This is a genomic window from Nonomuraea helvata (assembly GCF_039535785.1).
In the GTDB taxonomy this organism is placed as follows: domain Bacteria; phylum Actinomycetota; class Actinomycetes; order Streptosporangiales; family Streptosporangiaceae; genus Nonomuraea; species Nonomuraea helvata.
Genome location: NZ_BAAAXV010000001.1, coordinates 548565 through 572241, shown reverse-complemented (window position 1 = coordinate 572241; position 23677 = coordinate 548565). Strand labels below are relative to the sequence as shown.

Here is a 23677-nt window from a genome sequence, read left to right as displayed (position 1 = left end):
CCAGGCATTTTCGAGGTGCGGAGTCAGCGGCTCCGCCGGGCCAGGCCCGCCAGGAGCTCCTTGACCTCGGTCGCCTCGTAGGAGTCACGGTCGAAGGGGCCGATGATCAGCGGGCCGTCGTCGGGGTCGTCGGGCAGCCGGCCGTGACTGCCCCGCACCGGCGCCGGGTCGAGCGGCACCACCCGCATCGTGTAGCGGAAGCCCAGCTTCTTCCTGGCCAGCGCCGCCGCCGCGCGGAGCTTCACGAACGGATCGCTCGGGTCCATGAACAGCTCGGCGGGGTCGTAGCCGGGTTTGCGGTGGATGTCCACGAGCCTGGCGAAATCCGGTGCGCGGTCGTCGGAGAGCCAGTAGTAGTAGGTGAACCAGGCGTCGGGCTCGGCCACCGCGACGAGCTCGCCGGCGCGTTCGTGGTCGAGCCCGTACTTCGCCTTCCCCGCCTGGTCGAGCACCTCGTCCACGCCGGCCAGTTCGGCGATGACGGCGCGGGTGCGGTCGAGGTCGGCGGGGTCACGCACGTACACGTGGGCCACCTGGTGGTCGGCGACGGCGAAGGCCCGGGACGTCCACGGGTCGAGGTACTCCATCCCGGCCTGGGTGTGGACCTCCAGGAGACCAGCGGTGCGCAGGGCCCGGTTGATGTCCACCGGGCGGGACGCCGGGGTGATGCCGTATTCCGAGAGCACGACCACCTCGGCCTCCTCGGCCAGGAGCGGAGCCAGCGCGGCGTCGACGGCGCGGGCCGCCGCGATCGCCTCGGGACCGGCGGGGCCGTACCGCTGGAGGTCGTAGTCGAGGTGAGGCACGTAGACCAGCAGCAGATCCGGCCGTTCGCGGGTCAGGATGCGGCGGGCCGCGGCGATGATCCATTCGGAGGAGGCGATCCCCGCGTTGGGGCCCCAGTAGGTGAACAGGGGGAACGGCCCCAGCGCGGCCTCGAGGTCGTCGTGGAGCGAGGGCGGGCGGGTGTAGCAGTCGGGCGACTTGCGGCCGTCGGCGTGGTAGACGGGGCGCGGGGTGACGAGCAGGTCGGTCGGCGCGCCCATCGCATACCACCAGCAGACGTTGGCGGTACGCAGGCCGGGCGCGGCGGTCCACAGCTGCTCCGCCTGGATGAGCGCGTTGTGCTGACGCCACAGCAGCACCTCGCCGAGATCCCGGAAGTACCACCCGTTGCCGACGATGCCGTGGTCGCGGGGCATCGAACCGGTCAGCAGGGTGGCCTGCATCGAGCAGGTGACGGCCGGGAGCACGGGCCGCAGCGCGGCGGCCGCGCCCGCCTTCGCCACGTTCGGCATGTGCGCGAGCAGGCGCGGGGTGAGCCCGACGACATTGATCACGATCAGCGGTGCCATCACGTCTCCTTAAGCCCGAGGGCGGCGAGCTGCCCCCGCATCCAGTCGAGCTCGGCGGCGATGCCTTCCGCGATGTCGGCCGGCGCGCCGGGAAGCACGTTCCACGTGTAGGTCTCCACCTCGACATGCCTGGTCAGCGGAGGTTCTCCGCCGAGGAGCGCGTCCAGCAGGTCACGCAGGAAGGGGGCGCTGCTGGCGAGCGGAGGGGGCGGCACGTCGTGCAGCGGGACATGGAAGTGCACGCGCCAGCTCTCGTCCGCGGGCAGGCCGCCGGCCAGGGCCTCGCCCAGGTCGTCGGCGTATCCGGTGGCGGAGCGCGTCTGGTGGAGGAAACGGGCCTCGTCGAACGCGGCCAGCGCCCGCTGTGCCCCCGGCGGGGCCACCAGGGCGCACGACGCCTGGAGCTTCACGATCGGCAGCCCGCTGCCGGCGCCCGCGCCGGGTTCCTCGAAACCCACGGCCATGTGGCAGGCGTCCAGGCAGAGGCCGAGGTACTCGTGATCCACGTCGCTCAGCAGGGCGCTCGCCTGGGACGTCGTCTCGACGACGCAGCCGGGCTCCGGCTCGAAGCCCAGCCGGATCTTCTTGCCGGTACGGCCGGTCAGCGCGCGCAGGCCCTGGGTGACCGCGTCGAGATGGGCCATGACCGCCGCCGCTTTCTGTTTCGTCCACCCGGTCCGCCAGGCGAGAGGGAGGGTCGAGATCGTGCCCTCGGTGACGTCGTCCGGCAGCAGCGCGGCCAGGATCTCGGCGAGCCCGAGCGTGTGGCGCAGCCGCTCCGCGTCGGCCCAGTCAGGGGTGTAGACGCGGTACTTCACGATCTCGTTCTGGAAGCCGCGGTAGGGGAACCCGTTGAGGGTCACGACCTCCAGCCCGAGCGCGGTCAGCCGCTCGCGCAGCGCGGCGAGCTCCCCGGGTCGGGCAAGGAGGTCCGCGGCGGCGTGCTGGGACAGCCAGAGCCCGAGCCCGAGCCGTTCGACGCCGAGCAGGCGCCTGACCCGCGCGGCGACGCCGGACAGCTGAGCGTGGATGCCGGGGAGATCCTCGGCGGCGTGGACGTTGGTGCAGTAGGACAGGTGCACGGTTGAGCCGCCCGGACGGCGCAGCCGCATGGTCAGCCCCGCCTGATCGTGTTGCCGGCGTAGTCAGGGCCGGCTTCCGAGCCGGTCCCGAGGTCAAGCCGGCCGCTCTGCCCGTAGAAGTCGACCGGGTTGCGCCACAGCACCCGGTCCACGTCGTCCTCGCCGAAGCCGGCCGCGAGCATGACGTCGGCCACCTCACGTGTCTTGAGCGGGTCGCTCCGTCCCCAGTCGGCGGCCGAGTTCACCAGCATCCTGTCCGTGCCGTACTCCTTGAGCAGGGCCACCATCCGGCCCGGGTCCATCTTGGTGTCGGGGTAGATCGAAAATCCCATCCAGCAGCCCGAGTCCACGACCATGCCGACGGTCATCTCGTTGAGGTGGTCGATGAGCACCCGTTCGGGGGGTATCCCGGCGTCCCGTACCACGTGGAGGCTCCGGCGGGTGCCCGCGGCCTTGTCCCGATGCGGAGTGTGCACGAGCACCGGAAGATCATTCTCCTGTGCCAGGGCGAGCTGGGCCTCGAAGGCCCGTTCCTCCTCTGCCGTCATCGAGTCGTATCCGACCTCGCCGACCGCGACGACGGAGTCCTTCAGCAGGTATCGCGGCAACTCGGCCAGCACCCCCGCGCACCGCGGATCGTTCGCCTCCTTCGGGTTGAGCGCGAGTGCGCAGTGGTGGTGGATGCCGTACTGGGCGGCGCGGTACGGCTCCCAGCCGAGCAGCGCGTCGAAGTAGTCGAGGAAGCTGCCCACGTTGGTACGGGGCTGCCCCAGCCAGAAGGCGGGTTCGACGACGGCCCGAACCCCCACGGCGTGCATGCGCTGGTAGTCGTCGGTGGTCCGGGAGGTCATGTGGACGTGGGGGTCGAAGATGCGCATTCAGCTCCTCTCCAGGACGTCGCGCGGGACGGGCCGGCCGGCCGCCCGCAGCTCCGCCGCGTAGTCCGACAGCATCCTGGCCAGTTCGGCGTCGAAGCGGCGGTCCAGCCCCGCCACCGCCGCCAGCGGGATCGACATGAAGACGCACTTGAGCACCCCTTGACGGAAGGAGTGGTCGTCCAGCCACGCCGAGCCGTACGGGCCGAGGGCCGCGGCGACCAGCCGCGCGTCATTGGTGCGCAGCGCGTCCTCCACCAGCCCGACCGCCGCCCCGTCCAGGCCGAGCTCATGCAGGGCGGTCAGGATCGCCAGCCGCTCGCCGCTGTCGCCCGCCTCGTACAGGCCGCGGATCACCGCGTGGTGGCCGTGCAGCGCGCCGAGCAGCGCGCGCCGGGCGCCGGGGCCGCCCCGCCGTTCGGCCTGCGGGAAGAGCCGGTTGATCGCATACGGGTCAGCCTCGACCTGGCGGACGGCCTGTGCCAGCCACTCCTGTGCCGGCTCCGTCATGTGCCCTCCTCAGGAAGTCGATCGAGCGGCGGGCGACCTGCGGAGCCGCATGGCTGTGCGCGGACAGCTCCACGGCCACCAGGCCCGGGTAGCCGTGCAGGGCCGCGAGCACCGGCGCGAAGTCGATCTCACCTTCGCCGAATTCCAGGTGCTCGTGGACCCCCCGGCGCATGTCCTCGATCTGCACGTGCACGGTGTACGGCAGCGCCCGGCGGACACAGCTCTCCAGGTCCTCCCGCTCCACGCAGTAGCAGTGCCCGATGTCGAGGGTGAGACCGAACCGGGGATGGGCGCCGAGTATCGCACGCAGCCGCTCGAACCCGTCCAGGTCGGCGACGAGCATCCCGGGTTCGGTTTCGAATCCCAGCGTGACGCCCAGCTGGTCGGCCTGGTCGAGCAGCCGCGCGCACTGGCCGGCCAGCCGCGTGTACGCCTCCGCCTCCGGCATGCCGTCGGGCCGGACCCCGCTCCACAGATGCACCACGGGAGCGCCCAGGTCGGCGGCGACCCGCATCGCGGTGATCAGGAACTCCACCCTGCGTTCGGCGTCGTCGCTGATGAGGGTCGGATGGTGGTTGCGCAGGGGATCGAGGGTGTACTGCCCGCCCGTCTCGACGACGGCGGCGAGGCCGAGGCGTTCGAGGAGCCCGGCGATGCGCGAGACCTCCGCGGCCAGGCCGGGGGAGTGGGGGTCGAGATGACCGTGGTCGAGCGTGATCGCCGCACCGGTGTATCCCAGATCGGCCAGGACCGCGAGTGCCTCGGGAAGCCGGTGACCGGCGAAGCCGTTGGTGCAGTAGGCCCACTTCACGATGTCGCCAGCCGGGACGAGAGCCACCTTCCCAGGGGCAGCGAACACAGCAGCGCGCCCGCCGTCGCGATCCGCCCGCCACCGGCCACCGCCGCGGCCTGGAGCGGGATCAGGGCGAGGATGCTCAGGCGGACGGCCTGCCGGACGTTCTCGGGGTCGGGACGGGCCCGTAAGCCGGCCTGGACCGGGAGGGTGGAGGCGAGATAGCCGGCGATGAGGACGCATGCTCCGGCCCGGGCGGCGGCATCGTTGCGCAGGCAGGAGCAGGCCGCGAGCCCGGCCGCCGCGGTGCTGGCCAGGAGCGCGCGCTCGGCGGTCCCGCGTGCCGCCCCCGTCACCTCGGCCCGGCCCAGGACGCTGATCCCGTAGGTGTGCGCGCCTATCGCGAGCGCCGCCGGCACGGCGGCCCTGGCCTGCTCGCCGGCGCCCAGGAGCACGTCCAGCACGCGGCAGGCCGCCATCGACGCCGGTCCCGCCGCCGTCCGTTTGAGTCCCAGGTCGTAGGCCCACACCGCGCCGGCCAGCAGGCCGGCGACGGTGAGAGCGCGACGGCCGCCGGCGGCGGCGGCGGTGGCCAGGCCCGCTCCGGTCAGCGCGGCCGCGAGCCCGAGCGCGGCGCCCGGGCGGACCCGGCCTGACGGGATCGGGCGTTCAGGGCGCTCGACGGCGTCCGCCTCACGGTCCGCCCAGTCGTTGAGCGCCATTCCCGACCAGTACATGAGCACCGACGCCAGGGCCAGGCCGGGTGCCGGACGCCGCCCCGAGGCGGCGGCCCCCGCCATGGTGTCTCCAGGCACCGACAGCGCCGCCGGTGCGCGGACCAGCTCGAGCAGCGCCCTCATGACGCCGGCAGTGGTCGTCACGGATCCTCGTGCCCCGATAAGCCACACACCGAGCTTGTCCATGAAAGCTCCATCGCGTCGGGACTAACACCCGCATGCGGAAGGCATCCGGTATGTAAGTCTCCGTGATGGTAAGAGCTATTTTCGTCGATGGTCAACCATAAGTAGGCTAATGGCTGTCTTATTGTTCACCGCTTACGGCCGTCGCCGCCTGGCCCATCGCCTCGAGTGTCAGCAGGATGCCTGCTCAGTTCGTCAGGACGACATCTTTCGCGGCCCCGGCCGGGTTATGTCGTACCGGTGCAAACTTTTGGTTGACCGTCGACATAAGCCCGCTTAGCATCCCGCAGCATGAGGGAGATAAGTCCGGATCTGGTCGACAGCCCCAGGCTCGTGGTGAGCATGCGCGGCATCGGCAAGAGCTTCCTGGGCATGCGGGTGCTGTCCGGAGTGGACCTGGACGTGACGGCCGGCGAGGTCCACGCCGTCGTCGGCGAGAACGGCGCCGGCAAATCCACCCTGATGAAGATCATCTCCGGTGTTCACGCGCCGGACGAGGGCACGATCGAGATCGACGGCCGGCCCGTCTCCTTCCGCCATCCGCTCGACGCGCAGCGCGCCGGCATCGCGATCATCCACCAGGAGTTCAATCTGCTGCCCGAGCGCACCGTCGCCGAGAACGTCTTCCTCGGACGCGAGCCCGTCAGGCGCGGACCGGTCGGCGGGTTGGTCGATCGGGCCGCCATGGAGGAGGCGACCGCGCGGCTCCTCGACGAGCTGGGCGAGGACCCCTTCGGCCCCCGCGACGCCGTCAAGCGCCTGTCGGTGGCCCAGCAGCAGATCGTCGAGATCGTCAAGGCGCTGTCGGTGAACGCCCGGCTCGTCGTCATGGACGAGCCCAGCGCGGCGCTCGCCGAGCACGAGGTCGAGCTGCTCCACCGGCTGATCGGGCGGCTGAGGGAACGCGGCGTCGCCGTCGTGTACATCTCCCACCGATTACGCGAGGTGTTCGACCTCGCCGACCGGGTCACCGTGCTCAAGGACGGCTCGCGCGTCACCACGCTCCCGATCGGCGAGGTGACCCCCGACGAGCTGATCCGCCTGATGGTGGGGCGCGACCTCGGCACCTACTTCCCGCCCCGCTCCGCGGGCGCCGGAGAGGTACGGCTCAGCCTGCGCGGAGCGGGCAACCACAAGCTGCACGACATCGATCTGGAGCTGCGTGCCGGGGAGATCGTCGGCATCGCGGGCCTGCAGGGATCCGGCAGATCGGAACTCGCCAAAGCGATCTTCGGCGCGGAGCCGTTCACCACGGGCGAGATGACCCCGTCGCGCCCGCGCTCGGTCCGTGAAGGCGTGGCCATGGGCATCGGGCTGGTGACCGAGGACCGCAAGGCCGAAGGGCTCGCCCTGCGCCAGTCCGTGCGCGACAACGCCCTGCTCGTCGCCCGCGCGGTGGGTGCCAAGGACCGCCACAGCCTGCGCGATCTGCTCCAACGGGTACGCCTCTCGCCTCCGCGCCAGGAACAGGAGGTCCGCTACCTGTCCGGAGGCAACCAGCAGAAGGTCGTGCTCGCCAAATGGATGACGATGGCGCCACGGGTGCTGCTGTTCGACGAACCGACCCGGGGCGTCGACGTCGGGGCCAAGGCCGCGATCCACGACCTGATGCGCGAACTGGCGAATGACGGCATGGCCATCATGATGATCTCCTCCGAGCTGCCCGAGCTCATCGGCATGAGCGATCGCGTCGTCGTCCTGCGGGACGGCCGCATCGCGGGCACGCTGCCGGCCGGCCCCTCCGAGGAGGCCGTCATGCGCCTGGCCGCGGGAGAGGCGGCCTGAATGAACCTGCTCGTACGCGTGCGCCGTCCCGCCCGCCGCGGCGAGCCGCACGGCGGCCTGGCGGCGCGGTTGCGCGAACCCACGCAGGTGGTGTTCCTCGCGCTGCTCGGCCTGGTCGCGGTCGGCTGGGCCCTCGTCGCGCTCAATGGCGAGCAGTTCTTCACCATGGAGAGCGTCGTCGGGATCCAGCAGCGTTCGGCTGCCCTCGGCATCGTGGCGGTCGGGCAGACGCTGGCGATCCTGGCCGGATCGCTCGACCTGTCCGTGGCGTACCTGATCAGTCTGGCCTCACTGGTCGCGGCGGAGATCATGGCGGGCCAGGACGGGAACATCGTGCCCGCGGTCGCCGCGGTGCTGGCCGTCAGCGCGCTCGTAGGGCTGGTCAACGGGCTGATCATCACCCGGCTCCAGGTCCACGCCTTCATCGCCACGCTCGGCGTCGCACTGATCATCAAGGGCATCGTCGACCATCTGTACGACGGCCCGGCGGGCAAGGTGCCCGAGTCGTTCCAGCTCCTCGGCTACTCCCGCATCGGGCCGGTCCCGGTCTCGGCCATGCTCTGGGCGGGCGTGGCCGTCGTGGCCTGGTTCCTGCTGAGCAGGACCCGGCTGGGATACCGGATCTACGCGGTGGGCGGGAACGAGGAGGTCGCCCGGCTGTCCGGGATCCGTACGGGCCGGGTCATCGTGGTCACCCACGTGCTCTGCTCCGTCTGCGCCGGCATCGCCGGCCTGCTGCTGGCCGGCAGGCTCGGGGCGGGGGCGCCCACGGTGGGCACCGACGGCGGCTACGACCTGGAGTCCGTCGCCGCGGTCGTGCTCGGCGGGACCGCGCTGGCCGGAGGCAAGGGCGGGGTCGCCGGAACCGTGGGCGGCGTCCTGCTGCTGGCCGTCCTGGACACCATCTTCAACCAGCTCGAGGTCAACTCCTTCGTCAAGGACGTGGTCCGCGGCGTGGTCATCGTCATCGCGGTGGCCGTCTACGCCCGGCGCGGAACAAGGCGGTCACAATGAGGTGGGCGGCATGAAGCGGGCACTTCCCATCCTCGCGGTCCTCGTGGTGCTGCTGGCCGCGATCGCGGTCGCCAACCCCTTGTTCCTGGAGCCCGCCGGGTTCCTGGCATTTCTCAAACGGGCCGCGCCGCTGGTGATCCTCGCCGCGGGACAGTATTTCGTCATCGTCTCCGGCGAGTTCGACCTGTCGGTCGGCTCGCTGGTGACGGCCGAAGTGGTGATCGCCGCGCGGCTCATCGACGGTGACGAGTCCGCCACCTGGCCGGTCCTCGCCCTGCTGATCGTCGTCGGGCTGTTCGTCGGACTGGTCAACGGCGTGGTCACCACCAAGCTGCGGGTGCCCTCGTTCATCGTGACGCTCGGCATGCTGCTCGTCCTCAGAGGGGCGGTCTTCCTCTGGACCGGCGGCGCGCCGCGTGGCGCGCTGTCGGAGGGCTTCCGGGTGTTCGGCCGCGGCGGCCTCGGGCCGATGCCGTGGTCGGTGCTGATCCTGCTGGCCGTGGGCGCGGCGGCGATCTGGCTCATGCGCGCCGATTTCGGCAGGACCCTCATCGCCACCGGTGACAACGAGCGTGCCGCGGCACTGTCCGGGGTCCGGGTCGGCCGGGCCAAGATCTTCGCCTTCATGCTCTCCGGTCTGGCCGCCGCCGTCGCGGCGATCCTGCTTGGCGGTTTCGCCGGGGTCTCGGCGCAGGCCGGCCAGGGACTGGAGTTCTCCGCCATCACCGCGGTCGTCCTCGGCGGCGTGGTGGTCGGCGGCGGCCGCGGCTCCGTGCCGGCCGCCATGGCCGGGGCCTTCACGCTGGAGGCGCTGTTCACCCTGCTCAACCTGTACGGCATCTCGGGGGCGCTGGAGTTCACCGTGCAGGGCGTCATCATCATCGCCGCGGTCGCGGCGGGAGCCATCCGACTTCCCCGGAAGTTCACCCCCCGAAGAGGAGACGCACATGCCGCGTCATAAGGCCGCAGTCGCCGTGTTCGCCGCGCTCGTCCTCGCCGGCTGCACCACCGACAAACCGGCGGCCACCACCCGGCCCGCGGCGCCTGCCACCAGCGCTCAGGGTTCGGGCACCGGCACGCAGTCGAAGTTCTTCGTGCAGGCGGACTTCGACGCCCAGCTGGCCATGCGCTCCCAGACGCCGCAGGGCCCCACGGACAAGCCCTGGGAGCAGGCCATCGCCCCGAAGATGACCGACACGGCGAAGTACAAGAAGGACGGGCCGTACCACCTGTGCTTCTCCAACGCGGCGGTCGACAACCCCTGGCGCCAGGTCGGGTGGAAGACGATGCAGGCCGAGGTCGGCCTGCACAAGGAGATCGGGAAGTTCACCGCCCTGGACGCCGAGGGCAAGGACGACAAGCAGATCTCCGACATCGCCGAGCTGCAGGCCAAGGGCTGCGACGCGCTGATCGTCTCGCCGAACACCACGGCCACGCTCACCCCCGCCGTGACGGCCGCCTGCGGGAAGGTGCCCGTCATCGTGTTCGACCGGGGCGTGCAGACGGACTGCCCGGTGACGTTCATCAAGCCCATCGGCGGCTACGCCTTCGGCGCCGACGCCGCCGAGTTTCTGGTCGAGAAGGTGCCGGCGGGCGGGAAGGTGCTGGCGCTGCGCATCCTGCCCGGCGTGGACGTGCTGGAGACCCGCTGGTCGGCGGCGAAGGTGGTCTTCGACAAGAGCCAGCTCAAGGTGGTGGGGGTGGAGTTCACCGACGGCGACGCCGCCAAGACCAAGAGCATCGTCAGCGACTACATCCAGCGGTACGGCAAGATCGACGGCGTCTGGATGGACTCGGGCGCCACGGCGGTGGCGGCGATCGAGGCGTTCGAGGACGCGGGCGTGCCGGTGCCGCCGATCAACGGCGAGGACCAGCAGGACTTCCTCCAGAAGTGGAAGGACGCGGGCCTCACCGCCGTCGCGCCCACGTACCCGACCTACCAGTGGCGCACCCCTATCATCGCCGCGCTGAAGATCCTCAAGGGTGAGGAGGTGCCCAAGATGTGGAACCTGCCGCAGCCGAAGGTCACCAGCGAGAACCTGTCCACCTACCTCAAGCCCAACATGCCGCCGCTGCACTACGCGCTGTGCGGGTGCGAGGACCTGCCCGGGTTCCCGGAGACCTGGGGCGGGAAGAAGAGCTGATCGGCCCCTTCCGCGGACCGACGACGAAGAGGGGACGCCATGTTCTCGATCGGAGTGAACACCTGGGTCTGGGTCTCCCCGCTGACCGACGACGACCTGGCGCGGCTCGCGCCCCGCATCGCCGGGTGGGGCTTCGACGTCATCGAGCTGCCCGTCGAGCAGCCCGGCGACTGGAACCCGGACAAGGCCGCGGCGGTGCTGGCCGAGCAGGGGCTGGCGGCATCCGTGGTGCTGGTCATGCCGCCGGGTCGCGAGCTCGTGGCCGCCTCCCCGGAAACCGTCCGCGACACCCAGGACTATCTGCGGCACTGCGTCGACGTGGCGGCGACCGTCGGCTCCCCGGTGATCGGGGGACCGGCGTACGCCTCGGTCGGCCGTACGTGGCGGCTGTCACCGGACGAGCGCCGGGAAATCTACGCCGAGCTGCGTGAGTCGCTGCGGCCCGTCCTGGACCATGCGGCCGAGCGCGGGGTGAAGCTCGCGGTCGAGCCGCTCAACCGGTATGAGACCAGCCTCGTCAACACCGTCGAGCAGGCGCTGGAGGCGCTGCCCGAGGACTGCCACCTGGCACTCGACATCTACCACATGAACATCGAGGAGAAGGACCCCGCCCAGGCGGTGCGGGCCGCGGCGGACCGGATCGCGCACGTGCAGGTGTGCGGCACCGATCGCGGCACGCCGGGGGCCGACCGCTTCGACTGGCCCGGCTTCACCCGGGCCCTGCACGACGTCGGCTATCAAGGGCCGCTCGTCATCGAGTCCTTCACCGCCCACAACCGGACCATCGCCACCGCGGCCTCCATCTGGCGGCCCCTCGCGCAGAGCCAGGACGCGCTCGCCGTGGACGGCCTCGCCTACTTGCGCACCCTGTGAAAGTTTCAGACTTATCGAGCGGTATTGGGAACGGCCGCGAGACTCTCGCCTGGTAGAAGAGCCAAGCCGGTCCGGGCTCCGCTGGATAAGCATGCTTGACACCTCAGTTTTGCCCGACCTACTTTCGTTCCGAATCGATTCGACGCTGAAGACGACCGGCATCGGCGAGACGACGCAGGCCTTCCTCGACCTTCAACTCCGACCGTCGCCGGTAACCCCCCCAGGAGATCCTTCATGCGAACATCACGCCTGTTATCCGCCCTTGTCGCAGCCTTATTGGGGCTGTGGCTGTCCGCGGTGCCGCTCATGGCGCACGCGGCCGCTCCGCAGTTCAAGGTGCTGCTGTTCACCAAGACAGCGAGCGGCGCCTACCGGCACGACTCCATCCCCGCCGGTATCGCGATGTTCCAGCAGCTGGCGGCCGACAACAACTTCCAGCTCGACCAGAGCGAGGACTCCGCCGTCTTCACGTCCGCGACCCTGAACACCTACGACGCGGTGATCATGCTCCAGACCAGCGGCATGGTGTGGGACAACGACGCCCAGCGTCAGGCCTTCCAGGCGTACGTGCGCGGCGGTCACGGCGTCGTCGCGATCCACAACGCCACCGACATGAACATCGAGTCGCTGTTCCCCTGGTGGGACCAGGTCGCCCTGGCCGGCGCGCACATGACCGCGCATTCGTCGATCCTGCAGGGCACCGCCAAGGTGGCCGACAAGGTTCACCCCTCCACGAAGGGGCTGCCGGATCGCTGGGTGCGCACGGAGGAGTGGTACAACTTCGACAAGAACATGCGCGGCTCGGTGCACGTCCTGGTGACCGCGGACGAGACCACCTACGACGCGGGGCCGAACAAGATGGGCGCCGACCACCCGATCTCCTGGTGTCACAACCCGGAGGGCGGCCGGGTGTGGGCCACCGCGATGGGCCACCAGGCATCCTCCTACTCGGAGCCGCTCTTCAAGCAGCACCTGCTGGGTGGGGTGAAGTGGGCGGCGGGCGCGGCCGCGGGCGACTGCGGCGGCACGGTCGGGGCCCGGTTCCAGAAGGTGACCCTCGACGGCGCACCGGACCAGCCGATGGAGCTGGACGTGGCCGCCGACGGCCGGGTCTTCTACATCTCGCGCTCGGGCAAGGTGAACCTGATCCCCGCCAATGGCGGCGGCACGCGCGTCATCGCCACCCTGTCGGTGTACGACGGCGGCGAGGACGGCGGCATCGGACTGGCGCTGGACCCGAACTTCGCCACCAACGGCTGGATCTACGTCAACTATTCGCCGTCCAACGGCGGTGAGGTGAACCGGGTGTCGCGGTTCACCTTCAACGGCACCAGCCTCGACCTGGCGAGCGAGAAGAAGATCATCGAGGTGCCGGCGTACCGCAACGTCGACGAGCCCGGCCACACCGGCGGCTACCTCGCGTTCGGACCGGGCGGGAACCTGTACATCGGCCCGGGTGACGACACCAACCCCAACGGGTCCAGCGGCTACGCCCCGATCGACGAGCGGCCGGGCCGGGAGCATTTCGACGCCCAGCGCTCCGCGGCCAACACCAACGACCTGCGCGGCAAGATCCTGCGCATCCACCCCGAGTCCGACGGCACCTACACGGTTCCGTCCGGCAACCTGTTCGCGCCCGGCACCGCCAAGACGCGGCCGGAGATCTACGCGATGGGCTTCCGCAACCCGTTCCGCTTCTCCGTCGACAAGGTGACGGGCTGGATCTCGCTGGGTGACTACGGCCCCGACGCGGGCGCCGCGAACTCCAGCCGCGGTCCCGAGGGCACCGTCGAGTGGAACCTGATCAAGCAGCCGGGCTACTACGGCTGGCCGTACTGCGTCGGCAACAACATCCCGTTCAACGACTTCAACTTCGCCACCAACACCTCCGGCGCGAAGTTCAACTGCTCGGCACCGGTCAACGACTCGCCGAACAACACCGGCCTGACCAATCTGCCCGCGGCCAAGCCCGCGACCGTCTGGTACAACTACCACGCCTCGGCAGAGTTCCCCGAGATCGACTGCTGCGGCGGTGCCGCTCCGATGGGCGGCCCGTTCTACCACTACGACCCGGCCGCCTCCGACCGCAAGTTCCCCGAGTATTTCGAGGGCACGCCGTTCGTCTACGAATGGAGCCGCAACTTCGTCAAGGAGTTCCGCCTGGACTCCTCGGGCAACCTGCTGAAGATCAACCCCTTTGTGGCACAGCTCGCCCCGCATGCGCCGATCGACATGAAGTTCGGTCCGGACGGCGCCCTGTACATGGCCGACTGGGGCAACGGCTTCGGCCACACGAACACCGATGACAGCATCTACCGGGTCGACTACGTCGCCGGAAACCGCGCACCCCTGGCCAAGGCGAGCGCCAACCCGGACTCGGGCGCGGCGCCGCTGACGGTGGCGTTCTCCTCGGCCGGCTCGTCCGACCCCGACGGCGACGCGATCACCTACGCGTGGGACTTCGGCGACGGCGGGACCTCCACCAGCGCCAACCCGTCCCACACCTACAACGCCAACGGCACCTACACGGCCACGCTGACCGTACGGGACTCCGGCGGGAAGACGGGCAGCGTCACGTTGTCCATCGTCATCGGCAACAGCAGACCCAAGGTCGTCTTCTCGGCTCCGCCCGACGGCGGGTTCATCAACTTCGGCGACCAGGTGGCCTACACGGTGAACGTCACCGACCCCGAGGACGGCACCGTCGACTGCGCCAAGGTCAACGTGATCACGGCGCTCGGGCATGACCAGCACGCCCACGACACCGGCCAGTACACCGGTTGCTCCGGCACGGTCACGACCACCGCCTCGGGCCACGACGAGGCCTCCAACGTCTACTACGTCCTGTCCGCCGACTACACCGACAAGGGCGGCCTGAAGGGCAGCACCGGCATCACCCTGCAGCCCAAGCACAAGCAGGCCGAGCACTTCACCGGCTCGTCCGGAGTCCGGATCGTCGATGAGCCCGGAGCCGAAGGCGGCAGGCGCATCGGCGACATCTCCAACAACGACTGGATCTCCTTCACCCCGGTCAGCCTGTCCGGGATCGACTCGGTGTCCTTCCGGGTCTCGGCGCCGTCCAGTACCGGGGCGTCCATCGAGCTGCACGCCGACTCGCCGACCGGGGCGCTCATCGCCTCCAGCCCGGTGACGGCGACCGGGGGCTGGAACACGTACGCGTCCTTGCCCGCGGCGCAGGTCACCGATCCCGGCGGCACCCACAACGTCTACGTCGTGTTCAAGGCGCCGTCCGCGAACGCGTTCGACGTGGACTCGATCACCTTCAACGGCAAGGGGGTCGGGCAGGGCGACGGCCAGCCCCCGGGCGGCAGCACGAGTGCGCTGCGGGGTGTCGGGTCGAACCGGTGCCTCAACGGAGCCTCGTCGACGAACGGCACCCAGGTGCAGATCTACGACTGCAACGGGCAGACCGGCCAGCAGTGGACGTCGACTGCCGCGGGTGAGCTGCGGGTGTACGGCAACAAGTGCCTGGACGTGAACGGGGCCGGGACGGCGGACGGCACCAGCGCGATCATCTGGGACTGCAACGGCCAGAACAACCAGAAGTGGCGACTCAACGCTGACGGCACCATCACCGCCGTCGGAGCGAACAAGTGCCTGGACGTCAGCGGCGCCGGCACCGCCAACGGCACCAAGGTGCAGATCTGGACGTGCAACGGCCAGAACAACCAGAAGTGGACCCGCGTCTGATCCCCATGTGACGTCCGAACCCTGGAGCCGGCCGCCCTTCTGCGGCCGGCTCCAGCGGCCTGACCGGTCGCCGACCCGGTCACTTCTCCGGCTGCCGCACCCACTGCTCTTCTACGCGGCGCGCGCCGCGGCTGCAGGGCTCTCCGGTAGCTGGTCCACCTGACTGACTCACCTGTATCCGGCGGCGACGATGTTGGCCTGGACCGCGTTCTCGGTGGCATCCGTCGGATAGCCGGAGGTCATCACGCCCTCGTAGAAGGTGCCGGCGGAGCCGTGGCTGTTGTCGCCGCCGATGCCGAGGATGATGGCCCCTTCCTTCTTCATCGGGTTGTAACCGGCGACATTGGGGCGCGGTCCGTTGTAGAAGGTCGACAGGCTGCCCGACTGCGCGTTGCCGCCGCGGATCGACCAGTGGTTCGGCTCGCCCTTGATGATGGCCGTCAGATACCGGTGGCTGATGCTCGGGTCGTTGGCGTTGTACTTCTGGTTGACCCCGGAGAAGAGGCCGTTCTCCAGGTCGGCCATGATCCAGGGGCCGTTGCCGGCGCCGTAGCCCCAGACCTTGATGTTGCCGAAGTAGATGGCCTCCATGGTGCCGTTGCCGTTGTCACGGCTGTTGGTCTCGGCGTTGCCGTAGTCGAAGCAGCAGCCGCCGTTGTAGTGCGTGCCGTCGAAGATGGCGTACATCCCCTCCGGCTGGTCCCCCTTGGCGACGCCGTTGGTGGTGTTGTTGCGGTAGCCGACGCCGGGATCCACGTAGACGCCGTAGGCCTTGCGGCCGTAGACGGTGGTCGGTGCCTTGGTGGCGTTCGCGAGGTTGTCGTATCCGCCCGGGGCCGGGCCGGAGAACCCGCCGGGAGGCGCCTGGGTGAGGCGGTTGTTACGGCCTGACTGGTCGTAAATGATGGTGATCAGGCATGTCGTGCCGGCACAGAACGCGTCCTGCGCCGCGGCGTCGGCGCCCCCGCCCGCGCTCAGCGCCCCGATGTCCCGGGTGGCGTTGTCCGAAGCACGGCGCACCTGGTACAGCGGGCCGTTGTAGGAGGCGTACAGGGCACGGGTCGTGCTGTGCGCCGCCACGCACGGCGTGCCGCCCGCGGCGTAGATGTCACACGGCTGCTGGGACGGCGGGGGCGGCGGCGTGACGGTGGGAGTGGGGGTGGAGACGTCGCCGCTGCAGGTGACGCCGTTCAGGACGAAGCTCGACGGCACCGGGTTGGAGCCGTTCCAGCTCCCGTTGAACCCGAAGCTGGTACTGCCCCCGCTGGGGATGGTGCCGTTGTAGCTGACGTTGGACACCGTCACCTGGGAGCCGGACTGGGTGTACGAGCCGTTCCACAGCTGGGTGATCGTCTGCCCGGCGCCGAACGACCAGGACAGCTTCCAGCCGTTGATCGGGTCGCCGAGATTGTTAACGCTAACATTGGCGCCGAAGCCTCCGGACCATTGGTTGGTCACCGTGTAAGTGACCTGGCATCCGGCTGTGGCCGCCGATGCGACATGTGTCGCGGCGATACCGACACCGGCCGTCGACAGCGCGGCGACGGCCGCGGCAGACAGTCTCAACCGACGGCGAAAAGAACTGATGTGTGGCACAGGTGCTTTCCCTTCTTCGAGCTGTGACGTTTGCGGTGGATCACGGGCTCGTGCAGGTGACGCCGGTGGGGGTGGCCGAGCCGCTGCCGTTGGCGGTGAATCCGAACGTCGTCGCCCCGTTCCCGGCGATGGCGCCGTTGTAGGAGGCGTTCTTGACGGTGACTGCGCCGCTGGTGCCGGTGTTCACGCCGTTCCACACGCTGGTGATGGTCTGGCCACCGGCCAGCGTCATCTTCACGGTCCAGCCGTCGATCGGGGACGACCCGTTGTTGCTGACGGTCACCTCGCTCTGGAAGCCGGTGCCCCAGTCGTTGACCAGCCGGTACGTCGCCGTGCAACCGCCTGGTTGGCCGCTCGGCGTGGGTGTCGGTGTAGGTGTCGGCGTGGGTGTCGGCGACGAGGAGGTGCCGCCGCTGACCCGGAAGACGACGGTGCCGTGCGACGGCACACCGGCCGAGATGGTGCCGGTGCTACTGCTGACGGCGTTCGTCCACGCGTCGCGCAGGGTGAACGAACCGCCCTCCAGCCCGATCGCGGACGCGGTGGTGCTGATCATGGTCGTACTGCCGCCCTGGTTGAACAGGGCGACCGCGACGTCGCCGTTGCTGAGCTTCTTGGCCAGCACACGCCGGGTTCCGTCGTTGCTCACCTGGCGCGCCTGCAGGCCGAGCGGGTCCTGGTTGATGGCGATCAGGTTCTGGTTCTTCAGGATGGTCGTCGTCGCCGGGTCCATGGTGCGCAGGTCGTTCCCGGCGATGAGAGGTGACGCCATGATCGCCCAGAGAGCGAAGTGGCTGCGCATCTCGGTGTCGGTCATGCCGCCTCGGCCGACCTCCATCATGTCGGGGTCGTTGAACGCGCCCGGCCTGGCGTACGAGGCGAGTGGGACGGTGACGTTGACGATGTTCTGGATGCCCATCGGGTACCCGTTGGTCTGGCCGGTGTCCCACTTGTTGGTGATGTCCTCGGTCGTCCGCCACAGGTTGGCGACATCGCCCCAGTTGCGCTGTGGGCCGGTCTTCGCATGGATGCTGTTCGGGTTGATGCTGTAGACGATCGGCCGTCCGGTCGCCGCCAGCGCGTCACGCATCTTCGCGAACGTACGGACCTGGTCGTCGATGGTGCCGCTGGGTGAGCACCAGTCGTACTTCAGGTAGTCCACGCCCCAGGCGGCGAACTGCTTGGCGTCCTGGACCTCGTGCCCTTGGCTCCCGGTCGCGCCCGGGTACCCGCCGAAGTACTGGGCGCAGGTCTTGTCCACCGGCACCTGGTAGATGCCGAACTTCAGCCCTCTGGCGTGCAGGTAGTCGCCGAGGGCCTTCATCCCGCCGGGGAACCGCGACGGATTGCCTTGCAGGTTCCCCGCGGAGTCGCGGGTGGGGTCGAACCAGCAGTCGTCGACCACGACGTACTTGTAGCCCAGGTCGCGCAGGCCGGAGTTGACGATCGCGTCGGCCATCTGCTTGATCAACGTCTCGCTGATGTTGCAGCCGAACGTGTTCCAGCTGTTCCAACCCATGGGGGGCGTGCGGGCCACCCCGTTCTCCAGGGCGCCGGCCTGGCCCTCCAGGGCGATCAGCCCGCCTACGAGAATGCCGGCGGCGAGAAGAGTTCCGACCTTGCGCAAGGATGCTCCTAAAGGTGAGCGGGTTACTGCATGGGGACGGCCGACCTCGGCGAGGGGTATCGGCCGCCCCGGATGAGCAGAAGGTCAGGGGCTGGTGCAGGTGACGGCGGGGGTGGCCGCGGTGCCGTTGGCGGTGAAGCCGAAGGTGGTGGACGAGCCTGCCGCGATGGAGCCGTTGTAGGAGGTGTTGCGGACCGTCACGGCGGAGCCGGAGACGGTCCGCGTGCCGTTCCACAGGCTGCTGATGCTCGCTCATGCGCCGCGCCACCGGCGTGCCCGCGTCCTGAGGCAGGCGCCGTGCGGCACACCCGGTCCGTGTGCCGCACGCATCAGTGTCCAGGACGGGACCATCGCCTGGCCCTGGTGGACATCCGAGCCGGTCCCGTGTTGTGCCGTCAGCGTTGCAGTGTCAGCAGACCGGGCCGGTAGGGCAGGAGGCCGTAGTCGCCGCCGGAGTTGGGGTTGCGTCCCTGGTAGAGCAGCTGCAGGTTGCAGGGATCGACGGTCATGGTCTGGTCGGCGCCGGCGCGGACCAGTTCGCCGTGGCTGATGTCGTTGGTCCAGGTGGCGCCGCTGTTGGCCTTGCCCGCGAAGGGATTGCTCTCGGTCGCGGCCTGGGGGGTCCAGGAACCGCCCAGGCTGGTGGCGGTGAACGATCGGAAGTAGCGGCCCTGCGAGCCGATCGCTTCGACGAGCATGAGGTATTTGTTCTGGTCCTTGAGCTTGTAGACCTGAACGGCTTCGAACAGGTTGTTCGTCGAGTCGCTCATGATCACCGTCGATGTCGAGCCGAAACTGCCCGGGAAGTTCCCGATGGGCATGCTGGCCCGGTAGATCTTGCCGTTGTCCCCGGCGAAGAACAGGTACATGTTCGTGCCGTCACCGATGAGCGTCTGGTCGATGGGTCCTGTTCCGGAGCCGGAGATGCTTCCGGAGAAGAGCACCTGCTGCGCTGACCAGCCATTCGGGTTGGTGGGGTCGCTGGAGGTCCTGTAGGAGAAGGCGGTCCCGCCCCACTGGTAGGCGAGCACCCAGATGTTCTTCGGGGCGAAGTAGAACAGCGTGGGCGCGACGGTGGAGGAGGACATCGTGTTCTGGCTGGCCGAGGCCATGTCGGACCAGTTGGTGAAGAGGCCGAAGTTCATCGAACCCCATCTCGTCCCCGTGTCGTGGGTCGTGGCGTAGACGAGATGCCCGCCGTTGTAGGGGGCGACGGTGAAGTCCTTGAGCGAGACCCACCCCGACTTCGGGTTCGCCAGCGGGCCCGTCGAGGTCCAGCGGTACGTCGAGGGAAGGTCGCACTGACCGGGGGTGCCGCCGCCGTCCACCCGGACGAGCTGCCACTGCTGGTTGGTGCCGCCCCAGTCGTCGTACTGGACGATGTTGGCGCCGTCGGCGGTGGAGGCGCCCTGCACCTCCAGGGCCTTGCTGCTGTGGCGCGAGATGAACCGCACGTAGCCGTCCGAGCTGTCGGCCAGCCGCCACTGCTGGTTGGTGCCGTTGCCGTCGGCCCACTGGACGATCGCGCCGCCGTTGGCGGTGGAGAAGTTGGAGACGTCCAGGACCTTGCCGGAGTGGCGGGACTTGATGCGGTAGTAGCCGCCGCCGGAATCGACGAACTGCCACTGCTGCTGGTTCTGGTTGTTCCTGGTCCACTGGGTGATGCGGCCGCCGTCGGCGGTCGAGAGGTTGTAGACGTCGAGCGCCTTGCCGCTGTTGCGGTTGACCAGGACGTACCAGGCGTTGGTGTCGACGGTGGCCGCCTGGGCGGGCTGAATGGCGACGAACAGGCTCGCCAGTAAGGTGGCCACCGTCGCGAGGACGGTCAGGGGTCTCAATTTCACGATGTGCTCCGATTGATCCGATCAGGGAGTGGTGAGGTCGAAGCGGCGCACGGTGACCGCGCCGCCGAGGGACTGGGTGGCGTAGTTGAAGATCCCGAAGCGGTAGCCCATGAAGAACTGCCAGGCGTTGTTCAGGGTGAAGGCCGGGCCGAGGCTCACGAAGGTGCTGCCGTCGGTGCTGTAGGAGAAGCGCGCCTGCCTGCCGGAACCGGGCCTGATGTCGGCGTTGACCCGCAACCAGATCCGGTCGCCCGAGATGTTCGCGCCCGCTGCCTCGGTGCCGGTGCCGGTGGTCTGCCACGAGCTGTTCATGGTCAGCCCGTTGGTCATCACGACCCGGTTGACGCCGTTGTCGCGTTTGACGCCGATCCAGGCCGACTGGTCGCGCAGCATCGCCAGCCCGGCGCGGTCGCCGTTGGCCATCTGCGAGTAGTCGAGCTCGATCGTCGCCGTCGACGACGGGCCCTGGATGCGGTGGGTCAGCGTGTTGCGGGCGTTGTAGAGGTCGTTGGTGACGGTCGCGGTCTGCAGGCGCAGGCCGTTGCCGGTGGAGAAGCGGCTGGTGTCGGGGTTGTGGTTCCACTCCCAGCGGTGCCCGAGGCTGCCCGAGGTGAAGGTGTCGGGGCCGATCATGGACGCCACGGTCTGGCTGGTCTGGATGTTCGGCTTCGGGTAGTTGACGCCCCAGCCGCCGTTGACGGTCTGCACGGTCGGCCAGTCGTTGGTCCAGGTGATCGGCGCGAGCGCCGGCACCCGGCCGCCGGGGTAGGCGTCGACGAACGACATGTAGTACCAGGCGCCGTTCTGGGTCTGGACGAGCCCGCCCTGGTGGGGCACGCCGCCGCCGGAGATAGGCCCGGGCATGTTGAGCAGGACCTGGCGCATCTCGTACGGACCCCACGGCGACGTGGAGCGGAGCACGTACTGGCCGTTGGCGGGGCGGGTCAGCCAGATGTAGTAGTAGCCGTTCCGCTTGTAGAAGCGGGAACCCTCCAGCGTGCCGACGTCGCTGGGGGTCTGGAACACCTGTTGGGAGCGCACCTGGCTGAGCCCGTCGGCCGAGAGCTGGGCCACACTGATGGTGCTGTTGCCGTAGGCGACGTACATGGTGTCGTTGGTGTCGATCAGCAGGCCGGCGTCGTAGTAGCAGTTGTTGATCTGCGAGCGCTTGGTCCACGTGCCGTCGACCGCGGAGGCGGTGTAGACGTAGGTCCGGTTGAACTCGACGCAGCCGATCCAGTAGTAGGTGCTGTTGGCGGCGCGGTAGTTGAAGGCCGAGGCCCAGATGCCCTTCACGTACGCCCGGCCGCCGTTGAGGTCATAGGCGCCTGAGTTGAAGTCGAGCTTCGGGACCGAATGCCCGGCGTACTCCCAGTCGACCAGGTTGTAGGAGCGCAGGATCGGCGCGCCCGGCGAGTAGTGCATCGTCGAGGCCGAGTAGTAGTAGGTGTCGCCGACCCGGATGATGTCGCCGTCGGCGAAGTCCTGCCAGACGACCGGGTTGGTGTAGTCGCCGCCCGGGGTCGGCTCGCTGCCGACCGGGACGAGCTGCCATTGCTGGTTGTTGCCGCCCCAGTCGTCGTACTGGACGATGGCGGCGTTGTCGGTGGTGGCGGCGTTCTGGACTTCCAGGGCCTTGTTGCTGTTGCGGTTGATCATTCGTACATAGCCGCCCGTCGAGTCGGCGAGGCGCCATTGCTGGTTGGCGCCGTTGTGGTCGGCCCATTGGACGATGCTGCCGCCGTTGGCGGTGGAGGAGTTGCTGACGTCCAGGACCTTGCCGCTGTTGCGGGACTTGATGCGGTAATAGCCGTCGCCGGAGTCGACGAACTGCCATTGCTGCTGGTTGCCGTTGTTGCGGGTCCACTGGGTGATGCGGCCGCCGTCGGCGGTGGAGGAGTTGTAGACGTCCAGGACCTTGCCGCTGTTGCGGTTGACCAGGACGTACCACGCGTTCGTGTCGACCGTGGCGGCCGACGCCTGGGGTGTGAGGAACACGCCCAGCAGAAGCAGAGACGAGAGAGCTGCGAGCACGGTCCGTCGTGCGCGGTCGCCGGGGATGACGGGTGACATCCAAAAGCTCCTTGGCTGCTGGATCGAGGATGGCTGCCACGAAATTTGTTAGCGCTAACGTTCGGTCCTGCAGGGTTACACGGCCTTCTCCGGTGATGACATTGTCGCGGAGTACATCCGACTGTCCGAGTCGGCGTCAATGAGCGGCGACCTCGGCCACCTGGGCATTACTGCCGAAACGCTGCCCCGCCTGGGCATTCGTCCGTAAGGGCGATCGTGCCGCATTGCCCGCGCGGGTGAAAGTTTCACAGAATTATCCGTCGGCACCAGGGGAATCCGGTTCGACGAAGCGTTAACTTGCTGACTCCGCGCCCAAGGGGGAGCGGCAGAAACGGCTTCGGCCGGAGACCGAAATGCACCTGGATAAACTCCCGATATGACCTCGACCGAAGAACCCCTCACGGGCGGATCGCCACCTTCGGTGCCACTGACCCTGACTCAGCTGGCCGAACTCGCAGGAGTGTCCACCGCCACGGTCTCCAAGGTCATCAACGGTCGGTCGGAGGTCGGGCCGGCGACCCGCGCACTCGTCGAGAGGCTCATCGAGGAGCACGGCTATCGCCGGCAGCGTCGCCGCATCAAGCCGGCAAGCCTCATCGAAGTCGTCTTCCACGAGCTCGCCGGAGACTACCCGACGGAGATCGTCAAGGGAGTCCAGCAGGTCGCATGGGCCCATGGCCTGAGCGTGGTGATCTCCGAGTTCGGCGGCCGGCACACTCCCGGGCCCAGATGGATCGGGGACCTGCTCACCCGCCGTCCTACAGGCGTGATCACCGTGTTCTCGGGGCCGGAGGACGATCAGCGCGTACGGCTGGCAACCCAGGAGATTCCCCTGGTGGTGCTGGATCCCGCGGGCAATCCGGGCCTCGGCGTGCCATCTGTGGCGGCCACGAACTGGAGCGGCGGCCTGGAGGCCACCCGTCACCTGCTCGAACTGGGTCACCAGCGCATTGCGATGATCACCGGACCGGCGTTCGCGCTCTCCAGCCGGGCCCGGCTGGACGGTTATCGCGCCGCTCTCGAGGCCGCGGGTATGTCAGTGGATCCCGCTCTCATCCGCGAAGGAAACTTTCAGATCGAAGACGGGATAGCCCACACCCATCACCTGATGAAACTCTCCGAGCCGCCCACCGCGATTTTCGCCGCCAATGACGGGCAGGCCATCGGTGTCTACCATGCGGCTCATGAGCTGCGGCTACGCGTACCCGACGATCTGAGCGTGATCGGCTTCGACGACATGCCGGTCTCGCGCTGGGCGCTGCCGCCGCTCACCACCATTCACCAGCCTCTGCGCGAGATGGGTGCCATGGCCGCGACCATGCTGATCAGCTTGGCTGAAGGGGAGCAACTCCAGCAGAAGAGGGTGGAGTTGGGGACGGAACTGGTGGTCCGCCAGAGTACGGCCGCTCTGCGGCATGGCCGAGAGCCATCTTGATCTTGATTAAGTTACTGCCTTATGAACGGTTGACGAGCTC

General features: G+C 68.8%; 18 protein-coding genes. 7 read left to right on the top strand and 11 right to left on the bottom strand.

Going from position 1 to position 23677, the window contains the following annotated elements; all coding sequences use genetic code 11:
- Positions 1-23 precede the first annotated feature (23 nt).
- From ABD830_RS02530 to ABD830_RS02505, 6 genes are read right to left on the bottom strand one after another with little or no spacing between them, the layout of a single operon-like run.
- Positions 24-1355 (bottom strand): alkaline phosphatase family protein, encoded by a 1332-nt coding sequence (locus ABD830_RS02530; RefSeq protein ID WP_344984627.1) that lies wholly within the window; start codon positions 1353-1355, stop codon positions 24-26.
- Positions 1355-2467 (bottom strand): metabolite traffic protein EboE, encoded by a 1113-nt coding sequence (gene eboE, locus ABD830_RS02525; RefSeq protein ID WP_344984626.1) that lies wholly within the window; start codon positions 2465-2467, stop codon positions 1355-1357. Before eboE ends, ABD830_RS02530 begins: the two co-directional genes overlap by 1 nt.
- 2 nt (positions 2468-2469) lie before the next feature.
- Positions 2470-3315, bottom strand: a complete 846-nt coding sequence (locus tag ABD830_RS02520) for a TatD family hydrolase (RefSeq protein ID WP_344984625.1) — start codon at positions 3313-3315, stop codon at positions 2470-2472.
- Complete coding sequence (locus ABD830_RS02515; RefSeq protein WP_344984624.1) at positions 3316-3822, bottom strand: EboA domain-containing protein; 507 nt, start codon at positions 3820-3822, stop codon at positions 3316-3318.
- Positions 3767-4660, bottom strand: coding sequence for a sugar phosphate isomerase/epimerase family protein (locus ABD830_RS02510; protein ID WP_344984623.1), 894 nt, complete (start codon positions 4658-4660; stop codon positions 3767-3769). The genes ABD830_RS02515 and ABD830_RS02510 overlap by 56 nt, the downstream gene beginning before the upstream one ends.
- Positions 4630-5496 carry an SCO3242 family prenyltransferase gene (locus ABD830_RS02505; protein ID WP_344984622.1) on the bottom strand — a complete coding sequence of 289 codons (867 nt, stop codon included), beginning with the start codon at positions 5494-5496 and terminating at the stop codon, positions 4630-4632. Before ABD830_RS02505 ends, ABD830_RS02510 begins: the two co-directional genes overlap by 31 nt.
- A gap of 330 nt (positions 5497-5826) precedes the next feature.
- Between ABD830_RS02505 and ABD830_RS02500 the strand changes: the two genes are divergently transcribed.
- The 6 genes from ABD830_RS02500 (at position 5827) to ABD830_RS02475 (ending at position 15062) form a co-directional block, all read left to right on the top strand.
- Entirely contained in the window at positions 5827-7320 is a 1494-nt protein-coding gene (locus ABD830_RS02500) for a sugar ABC transporter ATP-binding protein (protein WP_344984621.1), read from the top strand.
- Positions 7321-8334 carry an ABC transporter permease gene (locus ABD830_RS02495; RefSeq protein WP_344984620.1) on the top strand — a complete coding sequence of 338 codons (1014 nt, stop codon included), beginning with the start codon at positions 7321-7323 and terminating at the stop codon, positions 8332-8334. It abuts the gene before it with no gap.
- A 10-nt stretch (positions 8335-8344) separates the two neighbouring features.
- Positions 8345-9295, top strand: coding sequence for an ABC transporter permease (locus ABD830_RS02490; protein ID WP_344984619.1), 951 nt, complete (start codon positions 8345-8347; stop codon positions 9293-9295).
- Complete coding sequence (locus ABD830_RS02485; RefSeq protein ID WP_344984618.1) at positions 9282-10478, top strand: ABC transporter substrate-binding protein; 1197 nt, start codon at positions 9282-9284, stop codon at positions 10476-10478. Before ABD830_RS02490 ends, ABD830_RS02485 begins: the two co-directional genes overlap by 14 nt.
- A gap of 39 nt (positions 10479-10517) precedes the next feature.
- On the top strand, positions 10518-11351 hold the full coding sequence (locus ABD830_RS02480) for a sugar phosphate isomerase/epimerase family protein (protein WP_344984617.1): 834 nt from the start codon (positions 10518-10520) through the stop codon (positions 11349-11351).
- Between the two features lie 234 nt (positions 11352-11585).
- Positions 11586-15062, top strand: coding sequence for a ThuA domain-containing protein (locus ABD830_RS02475; protein ID WP_344984616.1), 3477 nt, complete (start codon positions 11586-11588; stop codon positions 15060-15062).
- A gap of 168 nt (positions 15063-15230) precedes the next feature.
- On the opposite strand, the gene ABD830_RS02470 is transcribed toward ABD830_RS02475, so the two are convergent.
- The 5 genes from ABD830_RS02470 to ABD830_RS02450 form a co-directional block, all read right to left on the bottom strand.
- Positions 15231-16658 (bottom strand): arabinofuranosidase catalytic domain-containing protein, encoded by a 1428-nt coding sequence (locus ABD830_RS02470; RefSeq protein ID WP_344984615.1) that lies wholly within the window; start codon positions 16656-16658, stop codon positions 15231-15233.
- A gap of 40 nt (positions 16659-16698) precedes the next feature.
- Positions 16699-18285, bottom strand: a complete 1587-nt coding sequence (locus ABD830_RS02465) for a cellulose binding domain-containing protein (protein ID WP_344984614.1) — start codon at positions 18283-18285, stop codon at positions 16699-16701.
- Positions 18286-18369: 84 nt separating this feature from the next.
- Positions 18370-18522: a cellulose binding domain-containing protein gene (locus ABD830_RS02460; RefSeq protein WP_344987605.1), complete on the bottom strand. Its 153-nt coding sequence runs from the start codon at positions 18520-18522 to the stop codon at positions 18370-18372.
- A 158-nt stretch (positions 18523-18680) separates the two neighbouring features.
- The gene (locus tag ABD830_RS02455; protein WP_425567062.1) at positions 18681-20129 is read right to left on the bottom strand and encodes a non-reducing end alpha-L-arabinofuranosidase family hydrolase; all 1449 of its coding nucleotides are present in this window, start codon (positions 20127-20129) and stop codon (positions 18681-18683) included.
- A 21-nt stretch (positions 20130-20150) separates the two neighbouring features.
- Entirely contained in the window at positions 20151-22202 is a 2052-nt protein-coding gene (locus ABD830_RS02450; protein ID WP_344984613.1) for a family 43 glycosylhydrolase, read from the bottom strand.
- 376 nt (positions 22203-22578) lie between these two features.
- On the opposite strand from ABD830_RS02450, the gene ABD830_RS02445 reads away from it, so the two are divergent.
- On the top strand, positions 22579-23637 hold the full coding sequence (locus ABD830_RS02445; RefSeq protein WP_344984612.1) for a LacI family DNA-binding transcriptional regulator: 1059 nt from the start codon (positions 22579-22581) through the stop codon (positions 23635-23637).
- Positions 23638-23677 lie beyond the last annotated feature (40 nt).

What these genes read in the sequence shown, in the direction of transcription:
- ABD830_RS02515 (WP_344984624.1), bottom strand. Translation starts at nt 3,822, where the DNA reads ATGACGGAGCCGGCACAGGAGTGGCTGGCACAGGCCGTCCGCCAGGTC.
- ABD830_RS02485 (WP_344984618.1), top strand. Translation starts at nt 9,282, where the DNA reads ATGCCGCGTCATAAGGCCGCAGTCGCCGTGTTCGCCGCGCTCGTCCTC.
- ABD830_RS02530 (WP_344984627.1), bottom strand. Translation starts at nt 1,355, where the DNA reads ATGGCACCGCTGATCGTGATCAATGTCGTCGGGCTCACCCCGCGCCTG.
- ABD830_RS02490 (WP_344984619.1), top strand. Translation starts at nt 8,345, where the DNA reads ATGAAGCGGGCACTTCCCATCCTCGCGGTCCTCGTGGTGCTGCTGGCC.
- eboE (WP_344984626.1), bottom strand. Translation starts at nt 2,467, where the DNA reads ATGCGGCTGCGCCGTCCGGGCGGCTCAACCGTGCACCTGTCCTACTGC.
- ABD830_RS02450 (WP_344984613.1), bottom strand. Translation starts at nt 22,202, where the DNA reads ATGTCACCCGTCATCCCCGGCGACCGCGCACGACGGACCGTGCTCGCA.
- ABD830_RS02445 (WP_344984612.1), top strand. Translation starts at nt 22,579, where the DNA reads ATGACCTCGACCGAAGAACCCCTCACGGGCGGATCGCCACCTTCGGTG.
- ABD830_RS02495 (WP_344984620.1), top strand. Translation starts at nt 7,321, where the DNA reads ATGAACCTGCTCGTACGCGTGCGCCGTCCCGCCCGCCGCGGCGAGCCG.
- ABD830_RS02520 (WP_344984625.1), bottom strand. Translation starts at nt 3,315, where the DNA reads ATGCGCATCTTCGACCCCCACGTCCACATGACCTCCCGGACCACCGAC.
- ABD830_RS02480 (WP_344984617.1), top strand. Translation starts at nt 10,518, where the DNA reads ATGTTCTCGATCGGAGTGAACACCTGGGTCTGGGTCTCCCCGCTGACC.
- ABD830_RS02475 (WP_344984616.1), top strand. Translation starts at nt 11,586, where the DNA reads ATGCGAACATCACGCCTGTTATCCGCCCTTGTCGCAGCCTTATTGGGG.
- ABD830_RS02500 (WP_344984621.1), top strand. Translation starts at nt 5,827, where the DNA reads ATGAGGGAGATAAGTCCGGATCTGGTCGACAGCCCCAGGCTCGTGGTG.